We start from the raw sequence: 9,211 nt of genomic DNA, 5'->3' as shown, positions 1-9,211 counted from the left end.
GGACACTGGATCGAACTCTGCGTCCCTGGGAAATAGGTTTTAAGTTTCAAGTTTCAAGTTTCAAGTTTCAAGTTTTAAGTTTTAAGTTTCAAGTTTCAAGTTTCAAGTTCCAAGTTCCAAGTTGCAGGTCGTCAGATTGCATTTTGGTCCGAACTTTTCGTGTCACCCATTTTCTTGCCTACTTCCCGTCTCCCCAATTTTTCTGCCCCCCATTTTTCTGCCAACTGCCAACTGCCAACTGACTTGGAACCTGGAACTTGGAACTTGGAACTTGGAACTTGAAACTTGAAACTTGAAACCTGAAACCTGGAACCTGGCCCCCTAACGTCCTTCCAACCGTTCGGCGATTTTGAGGTGGCCGTTTTGTCGGGCGAAGTAGGCGGCGGATTCGCCATCGATGTCGACCAGGTCTTTCTTCGCGCCTCGGGCCAGCAAGACGTCCACGACTTCGGCTTGTCCTTCGGCAGCGGCCATCATCAGCGCGGTCCAGTGTTCGCCGTTGTCGACGGCGTTGATGTCCGCGCCGGCGTCCAGCAGGATTTCGACTGTGGTCGGGGCGGGGCCGCTGGCGGCGTGAATCAGCGGCGTCTTGCCGGTCCGGTCGCGGGCATCGATCGTGGCATTGTGCTTGATCAGCAACTTGACGATGGCGTCGTGACCGTTGTAGGCGGCCATGGCAAGCGGCGTCAGCCCGTTGGCATCGGCTTCGTTGACATCCATACCGCTTTCCAGGCAGAGCTCGACGACGCGTAGCTTGCCGTCGTGGGCGGCCACCCGAAAGGCTTCGGGGCTGTACAACGCATTCGCAGTGCTCTGCGGCTCGGACAGGGGTGCCGGCTCGGACAGGGGTGTCGGCTCGGTTTCCGTGGCCTCGCCGTCTTGACTGTCACTGTCTTGCGTGACGTTGTCCGCGACATCGACCGTCTCGTTTGTGGTTTCGGTTGGGGGGCCGGTGTCAGCGTTGGAATCCGACGTTTCCCCGTTGCAGCCGACCGCCAACATCAGCGCGGCAAGACAGAGCGAGGTGGCCAGAACGTGGGGAAAAGAGGTCAAACGGGTGGGCATGATGAGCGATCGAAATCGGGCGTTGGGGTGATGTGACCGGTTGTGTCAACGGTCTCGCGATCCTGTTGGTGGTCACGGAGGCGAAAACGCTTCCGCGGTCTTCAGTATCTCACATTTCTTCACGGAGGAGCGATCCGGTGGCAAAGTTTTACGTTCAGTGTGGTCAGACGGAACTGGTACTCAACAGCGACACGGCGGATTCGGCGGCTTTGGCGATGATCGATCGCATTCTCGGGCCGCATTTGTGGATCTACGATGATCCCGGCTTGAGCGAATTGGAGTGCTGTCAACATTTGATGTTGGAAGCGCTGTTGCATCTTCCCACCGAGATTTCGGTCAGCGAGCAGGGGTTTGACCGCGACGATGCCGTGAAGATCTCGGTCCCGGAGACGATTCACTGTTGGCATGCGTTGATGATCGGAATGCGGCGGTTGTTCCGCGAAGCGGGGCTGGACCGCAGCGTCGCGGTGCTCGCCGGTGCCGAGGCGATCGATCGCGTGGTCTCGTCGCCTCGATTGCCGCGTTAGGGCAAGCTGACCGCTCGCATGGCTGGAACCGGCGTGCTACCTTGGCGGATGTCGGGTCGATCGTGCGAACCCCGGGATCGGCCACGTTTTCTTCATGCCAAGAACGAGAGTGCGGAGTATTCACGTGCAGCAGGTCAAGATTTTCAAGTCCGTCGATACCGAACTGGAAGACTTGGAAAAACAAATCAACCGGTTCATCCGAAAGAACAATGTGCGGGTGTTGTCGATCTCGGGCAATCATTCGGCGTCGGTGGATACCGGCACGGGACCGATGAACACGTTTTCCGGCGGCGATGTGACCGTGATCATGTTGTTCGAAATTGAATCTCCCAGTCGTTGATTCGGCCGCGTTCTTCTGAACCATGCACCCGGCGTCAGACCATGATCGAAGTCGAAGCGTTCGTCAAACGTTACGGTGACTTTGTTGCCGTGGCCGGTGCGTCGTTCGCGATTCCGGCCGGTTCGGTCGCGGCGTTGGTCGGTCCCAATGGTGCCGGTAAGACGACAACGATTCGAACCTTGTGCGGGATTCTTCGACCGACCGCGGGGCGAATGCGAGTGGCCGGCGCTGATCTGGCGGTCGATCCCATTTTGGTCAAACAACGCACGGCCTATGTTCCCGACGACCCGCCGTTGTTTGACACGTTGACCGTCCAGGAGCACCTGCAGTTCATCGCGTCGGCGTATCGTTTGACCGACTGGCAAGAGGACGCCGAGGACTGGCTGAGTCGGTTGACGTTGAGCGACAAGAAGAACACGTTGGCGTCGGAATTGTCGCGGGGGATGCGGCAAAAGGTGGCGATCGCGTGCGCCTATCTACGCCGCCCCGACGTCTTGCTGCTGGACGAACCGATGACCGGGCTGGACCCGCCGAGTATTCGCACATTGAAGGAAACGATTCGCGAGCAGTCGCAGCGAGGCGCGACGGTGCTGGTCAGTTCGCACCTGCTGTCGCTGGTCGATGACTTGTGCGATTTCTTGGTGTTGATTCGACAGGGCAAGGTGTTGTTCAGCGGTCCGCTGGGCGAGGCCCGCGAGCGGTTCGGGGGCGCCAGCGGTTCATTGGAAGAAGTCTTCTTTCGCTTGACCGGGCAACCGGAAGAACTCGACGATCAGAATCTTGCGGTGAGCGATGATTGATCCCGCTCTGACGCAATTGATGCGGATGCTGATGTGGGCCGCGGTTCGCCAAGGGTGGCGGTTGGTCAAGAAACCGTCCGGAGCGTTCTTCACCCTGTTCATGCTGGCGATGGTTTCATTCGGTCTGATGCCCACCGTGGTGATGGCGCTGAGTGATCAGAAACAGCCTTCCTCGATCATTGCCGAGTTGCTGGGAAGTGCCATCCCGGTGTTGATGTATGCCGCGGCGGCGATGATGGTGGTGACCGATTCGGGCAAAGCGATGTTGGAACTCAAGCCAGCGGAGCTCCAATTTGTGCTTGCCGGACCGTTCACCAATTCTCAGATCCTGTCGTACCGATTGTTGACGTTTGGGATCGGATGGCTGCCGCTTAGTTTTTTCTTTTCGGTGTTTCTGCTGCCACACTTCGGCAGCCTGTTGGGCGGTTTTCTGGGGATCGCGTTGGGGGGAGCGTTCATCACGATGATCGCCTTTCAATACACGCTGGTCAGATCCCGGATTTCGCCAACGCTCTTGCGAGCGATTCGCTGGAGCGTCGGAGCCAGTCTTGCATTGATCGCAACGGAGGTCGCTCATCAGGTGCTGCGGTCGCCGGACGTTTATTCGGTGGAAATGATTTCCCGGGCGATCAATGACGGTTGGGCTGCACGCGCGTTGACGCTTCCGTTTCGTCCCTTTGTGTTGCTGATCGAAAGTGCGATCGGGATGGAGTGGCTGGGGGGGCTGTTGATGAGCGTCGCCTTGGTTTCCGGGATCACGGTCAGTTGTTACCGGACCAACGGCGGATTCTCAGAGCTTGCGGTCGAGGGCGTCGCACGGCGGCAAAAGAAGCTGGAGCGGATTCGCGGCGGCAACGTCTACGCCATGTCGACGCGTCAGGCGGAACGGTCGCGGTCATTGCCCGCGTTCGGATGGTGGGGCGGTGTTGGGCCGGTGGCCTGGTCACAAGTCACGTCGGCCATCCGCCGCACCGGCCGGTTGGTACCTGGGATGATTCTCATCGGGATGGTGGCGGCGATCGCCGCTGCGGTACTGCTGCCCCAGTTTCCGGACACGATTCCCGATCCGGCCCGAACCTATGCGGTGCCGCTTGCCCTGGCGGCGTCGGCCTACGTGGGGTTTCTGGTGTCGATCACGGCGCAGAGCGGGTTTTCCGCAAATCGGCGTCTATTAACATGGTACCAGACGTTGCCGATCCGCCCGATGGCGATTGCGACGGGGATGGTCACGGGAACCGCGACGGTGTTGCTGGCGATCGAGTGTGCGTTTTGTTTGCCGGCCCTGGTGGTCAGTTCTCTGACGATGGTGCAGTCGCTGTCGGTGGTGTTTGCCGGGGCTTCATTCAGTCTGGCGTTTGCGTCGATGACCAATTTTATTTCGGCGGTGACGGGGCTGCGTCCGATGCCCAGCGGAACCCCCGACGTCTTTCAGGGAGCGCGGGCGTTGATTTTTATGATGATCCTGGGGCTTTCCATGACGCCGATCTTGCTGTTTGCCGTCGGATCGGCGGCAATCGCCGGGGTGCTGGTGGGGTTTTCTTGGACGTTTTGTTCGATTACCGCGGGGCTGGCGATGTTGGCGGGGCTGCCGGCGATGTGGTGGTACTCCGGGATCCGGTTTGTCGACAGCGAGTTTTTGGGTGATTGACCGAGTTATCGGCTTGTCAAAAATCGAGCGTTGACCGTACAGTTTGGCCGGACTAGTGATAGGGTCAGTCCTGACCACGTCAGGGTGTGGCCCGGGTTTTCGTCTCCTAATTCTCTAAATCATTGACATGTTACGACCGGGTGAGGGCAATGCCGCAGAGATCGATCGCGCTGGCGAGAAACACGGCTTAGACCGAGTTCCGAGTATCAGCGTGGTCGAAAAGACGATTGCGGTGTTGGTCATTGCGCTCGATGTCCAGGTCAAAAAGCAGCCGATCGCGTTGCACGTGCTGGTGCACGATCCGGACGATCCGTTTCGGCAGTTGATGGACGCGGCGGAGAAGTCCGACATCGTGTTGCGGGAGTCGCCGTTCCGCAGCGCGGGGGAGACCTTTGCGACCGTTCGCCAGGGGTATGCGGTCGTGTTCGCCTTGGAGGCCGGCAAGATGTTGGTGCTGGAGCGGCCCGAGGGGAGTCGGCTGGAAGCGTCCCTGATCGGCGAGACCACCGAGCATCTCTGTTTGAACAAATCGGAGCTGGCCGGCCTGATCGGGAAACGCGAATCGGTGCGAATGTTGGTCGCAAAAAAAGAACTGGAGTGCGAAACACTTTCAGGCGCCCAGGCACACGACGGCGTCGGCGAATATCCGACACCGGTCCGGCGTTTGGTCGCGCTGTTGACTTTGGATCGGCGTGACCTGTGGCTGGTGGTTTTGTTTGCCGGCGTTGCCGGGGTGTTGGGCTTGGCGACTCCGCTGGTCATCGAAGGGTTGGTCAATGTCGTCAGTTGGGGAACGTATTTCCAGCCGCTGGTCGTGTTGGCGGGGATGTTGCTGACGTGTCTGGGGATCGCAGGCGTGCTCAAGGTCCTGCAGACCTGGGTGGTCGAGATGATTCAGCGACGTCAATTCGTGCGAATCGTCAGCGACCTGTCGCATCGATTCCCGCGTGCCAACCAGGCTTCGCTGCGAGGCGAGTATCCGCGTGAGTTGGCCAACCGCGTGTTCGATATCATGACGATTCAAAAGGCGACGGCGGTGTTGCTGCTCGACGGTGTGACGGTGGTGCTGACGACCGCGATGGGGCTGATTCTGTTGGCGTTCTACCACCCGTTTCTGCTCGGGTTCGACCTCGCCCTGATCTTCACGATGGTCTTCTTTACCTGGATCCTTGGTCGCGGTGGGATTCTGACGGCGATCAAGGAATCGAAGACCAAGTATGAAGTCGCCCATTGGTTGCAAGACGTGATCGCGATGCCTTCGGCGTTCAAGACCGGCGGTGGCGAGCGGCTGGCGATTCTGCGTGCGAACCAGCTGACTTCGGAATACATCAAAGCGAGAAAGAAGCAATTCGGCGTCGTGATCCGTCAGGTCATTTTCGCCGTCGGGTTGCAGGTCGCGGCGTCCACCGTGCTGCTCGGGCTGGGGGGCTGGTTGGTCATCGATGGACAATTGACGCTCGGGCAATTGGTAGCCAGTGAGTTGGTTGTTACCGTCGTGGTCGGTGCGTTCGCCAAGGCGGGGAAGTCGCTGGAGAAGTTTTACGACATGATGGCGGGGATTGATAAAGTCGGTTACCTGCTGGACATTCCGCCGGACCCACGGACGGAGATCGGAACGATACCCCCAGGCCCCGCGGAGGTGTGTTGGAGCGAGCTGACGTTCGATTCAATGATGTACCATTGCAAGATCCCCAACGCCGAGGTTGCGGCCGGTTCTCGCGTGGCGATCATCGGCGACGATCAGCCGGGCATGGACTACTTGGCAAAATCGCTGGCCGGTCTGATCGATCCCGATGCCGGCGTGATCCAGATCGCCGGGTTTGATGCCTTTGAAGCGGCCAGTGCCGACCCGGGTGAACTGGTCGGATACGCCGGACCGCCCGAGATGTTTTACGGTTCGATCATCGAAAATGTCAGCCTGGGGCGTCCCAACGTTTCACCCAATCGGGTGCGTCATGTACTCGCCGCTACCGATTTGCTCGAAGCCGTGCTCGCACTTCCCAGCGGGCTGAACACCCCGGTCCAGACCGGCGGCTACCCGCTGACTCAGGATCAGCAATCGCGATTGATGATTGCCCGCGCGATCGGGCCGTATCCCCGCTTGCTGGTCATCAACGGGCTGATGGATCATTTGAGCCGCGAACATCGCGAATTGATTTGGAAAAAACTGACCGGTCCCGATGCGAATTGGACGTTGATCGTCTTTACCAACCGGGATGACGTCGCCGCACTTTGCGATAGCCAGATTTCGTTGCACCTATCCTAACGACACGCACTCGTTGTTCACTGACATGATTGCATCCGAACCTTCCGCCGATGACTTTCCGGCGCTGCAGATGGTCCGAACCGGGCGGATCGTACGCATCGTCGGTCGGATCACGTTTGTCACATTGATCCATTCGATCGCGGCGATGGTATTCGTGCCGTGGCGGCAAACCGCGCGCGGCACCGGAATCGTTCGGGCGCTCGATCCACAGCAACGGCCGCAGCCGATGCTCAGCCAATCCAAGGGCGTGGTCAGCTACGTCAAACCAGGACTGCGCGAAGGCAGCTATGTCGAAGAAGGCGAGTTGCTGCTGCAGATGAGTCCGTTCGCAGCCGACGGCGTGGCGCAGATCAATACCCAGATCATGGCATTGGAATCCAAATTGCAAGCCGAAAAGGCGAGCCTGGAGGTTGCCAAGACCAACGCCCAACTGCAATTTCAATCCGGCGAGTCGCTGGAAAAATCGCTCCAGCAAGACTTCAACGCGGCCAAGCAAAAATGGGAACAGGCGAAAAACGAGGTCACCGCACTGCGCGCGGAACTGCGTGACAAGATGAATCAATTGCAAGTCGCCGAAGACGTCTTTCCGCAAGGCCTGATCTCACGCGAAGAGCTGTTTACCAAGCGTCGCGCGGTCGACGCTCAGGAAGCCAAGGTGCTCAAGGCCGAGAACGCCGAGCAGGAAGTTTACGCCGCCCTCGCCTCCAAAGAAGAGGAAATCGAAGCCAAGAAGCGGGACATCCGAATCAAGAACCAGGAGGCCAATGACAAGATCAACGCGGCCACCGGAAAGGTCAACACGGTTCAAAAAGAGATCTCGGATCTACGCAACAAGCGGTCGGAACTGGATCGATTGGAGATTCGGGCGCCCCGTTCCGGTTACATCCAGCAGTGGAACGGTGTCACCGGCAGCGACACCATCAAGGAGGGCGATCAATTGTTCGTCATCGTGCCCGATGCCGATGAATTGGCGGTCGAAATGAAGGTCAGCGGCAACGACATGCCGCTGATTCAGGAAGGGGATCCTGTGCGTCTGCAATTCGAGGGGTGGCCGGCGGTGCAGTTTGTCGGCTGGCCCTCGGTGGCGGTCGGGACCTTCGGCGGTAAAGTCAACCGGGTTTTCCCAACCGACGATGGAATGGGGTATTTCCGCGTGATCGTCACGCCGGACAATCATTTTCCACGGGAGGATGGCTGGCCGGATGACCGATACCTTCGTCAAGGTGTGCGGGCAAACGGATGGGTTTTGCTGAAACGAGTTCCTCTCGGTTATGAGATATGGCGTCAATTGAACGGATTTCCCCCTGTCGTGGCCGACGACGAGCCCAAGAAGCAAAAGGCGGCGAAAGTCAAACTGCCCAAGCCTTGAGTGTCATCGCCCGGTCCAGCCGCCGCGGAGCCACTCGATTGGCACTCGCGGCAATGCTGTGGGGTGGATGCACGATCAATGCCGGTGCCCAAGAGGGAATCCGAGCCCCGCAGGACGAGACGGATCAGCGTTCGTTTGCGGCGTTTTTGGCGATGGTGGAAGACGAGGTTCAGCCGCCACCGGCCGAGGTGGTCGAATCAAACACGTCCGAGGGCGAACAAGCGGCACAATCGACGGCCGCTGCCGAAGAGCCACTGAAATTGGCCGATGTCCTGGCAAGCTTGTATCGTGCCTATCCGGACATCCAGCGCGCCCGGCAACTGCGTCCGCTGGCCGGTGGCGAATTGTTGTCCGCCTACGGCGCCTACGACACAAAATTCGATGCCCATTCGCTGTCCGAGCCGACGGGGTTTTACGAGAACTATCGCAGCGGACTGGGCTTGGCCAGACAGACCTGGTGGGGCGGCTATCTGTCGGCAGGCTATCGAATCGGGCGCGGGTTCTATCAACCGTGGTACAAAGAACGTCAGACCGACGATGCCGGCGAGTTCAAAATCAGTGCCGCACAACCGTTGCTGCAAGGTCGGGCGATCGACCCGCAACGTGTCGCCGTCTTTCAGGCTTCGCTGCAACAACAAGCCGCCGAGCCGCAATTCCAACAAGCCATCTTGTCGATTTCGAGCGAGGCGATCGAAGTCTATTGGGAATGGGTTGCTGCCGGGGCGGTGTTGCAGGCACAACAGGAACTGCTGGATCTGGCCGTCAAACGCGGCAAACAATTCGAAGTCGGCGTGGAGGCGGGGAAGTTCGCGACGATCAATCTGGTCTTGAATCAACAGTTGATCGCCGAGCGGAGCGCCCTGCGGCTCAAGGCACAGCAAAAGTTCCAAGCCACCGCGTTCAAGTTGGGGCTTTATCTGAGAGACGAATCGGGGCGACCGTTGGTTCCCGCCAAGAGTTGGTTGCCGACGCAGTTCCCCGTGATCAAACAACAGACCGAATTTGATTTCAACGCAGACTTGGCCGCCGCCCTCGGTCGTCGCCCCGAACCACAAATCCTGCAGTACGAACTGCGTCAGGTTCAATGGGACCGCCGTCTGGCGTGCAACGAACTGTTGCCCCGCTTCGACTTTGTGACCGAAGCGTCACAGGACATGGGGGAACCGGCGACGAAATCCGACGACAAAGGCGACTTC

At 59.0% G+C, this 9,211-nt stretch carries 8 protein-coding genes; 7 read left to right on the top strand and 1 reads right to left on the bottom strand.

Annotated features, from left to right (window positions below):
* Window positions 1-321 precede the first annotated feature (321 nt).
* Window positions 322-1,065: an ankyrin repeat domain-containing protein gene (locus ABX749_RS11385; protein WP_372896087.1), complete on the bottom strand. Its 744-nt coding sequence runs from the start codon at window positions 1,063-1,065 to the stop codon at window positions 322-324.
* A 137-nt stretch (window positions 1,066-1,202) separates the two neighbouring features.
* On the opposite strand from ABX749_RS11385, the gene ABX749_RS11380 reads away from it, so the two are divergent.
* The 7 genes from ABX749_RS11380 to ABX749_RS11350 form a co-directional block, all read left to right on the top strand.
* Window positions 1,203-1,592 (top strand): hypothetical protein, encoded by a 390-nt coding sequence (locus ABX749_RS11380; protein ID WP_145208691.1) that lies wholly within the window; start codon window positions 1,203-1,205, stop codon window positions 1,590-1,592.
* A gap of 94 nt (window positions 1,593-1,686) precedes the next feature.
* Entirely contained in the window at window positions 1,687-1,932 is a 246-nt protein-coding gene (locus tag ABX749_RS11375) for a hypothetical protein (RefSeq protein WP_372896086.1), read from the top strand.
* A gap of 41 nt (window positions 1,933-1,973) precedes the next feature.
* Window positions 1,974-2,732, top strand: coding sequence for an ABC transporter ATP-binding protein (locus tag ABX749_RS11370; RefSeq protein ID WP_372896085.1), 759 nt, complete (start codon window positions 1,974-1,976; stop codon window positions 2,730-2,732).
* Entirely contained in the window at window positions 2,725-4,380 is a 1,656-nt protein-coding gene (locus tag ABX749_RS11365; RefSeq protein WP_372896084.1) for a putative ABC exporter domain-containing protein, read from the top strand. Before ABX749_RS11370 ends, ABX749_RS11365 begins: the two co-directional genes overlap by 8 nt.
* A 127-nt stretch (window positions 4,381-4,507) precedes the next feature.
* Window positions 4,508-6,646, top strand: coding sequence for an ABC transporter transmembrane domain-containing protein (locus tag ABX749_RS11360; protein WP_372896083.1), 2,139 nt, complete (start codon window positions 4,508-4,510; stop codon window positions 6,644-6,646).
* A 25-nt stretch (window positions 6,647-6,671) separates the two neighbouring features.
* Window positions 6,672-8,015, top strand: a complete 1,344-nt coding sequence (locus ABX749_RS11355; protein WP_372896082.1) for an HlyD family secretion protein — start codon at window positions 6,672-6,674, stop codon at window positions 8,013-8,015.
* Between the two features lie 38 nt (window positions 8,016-8,053).
* Window positions 8,054-9,211: TolC family protein (locus ABX749_RS11350; protein ID WP_372896081.1), on the top strand; the 1,158-nt coding region annotated here is incomplete at its 3' end.

Source organism: Stieleria sp., from assembly GCF_041595215.1.
Classification (GTDB): Bacteria; Planctomycetota; Planctomycetia; order Pirellulales; family Pirellulaceae; genus Stieleria; species Stieleria magnilauensis.
The sequence above is the reverse complement of the archived record's forward strand: the minus strand, read 5'-3'. Positions and strand labels throughout refer to the sequence as shown.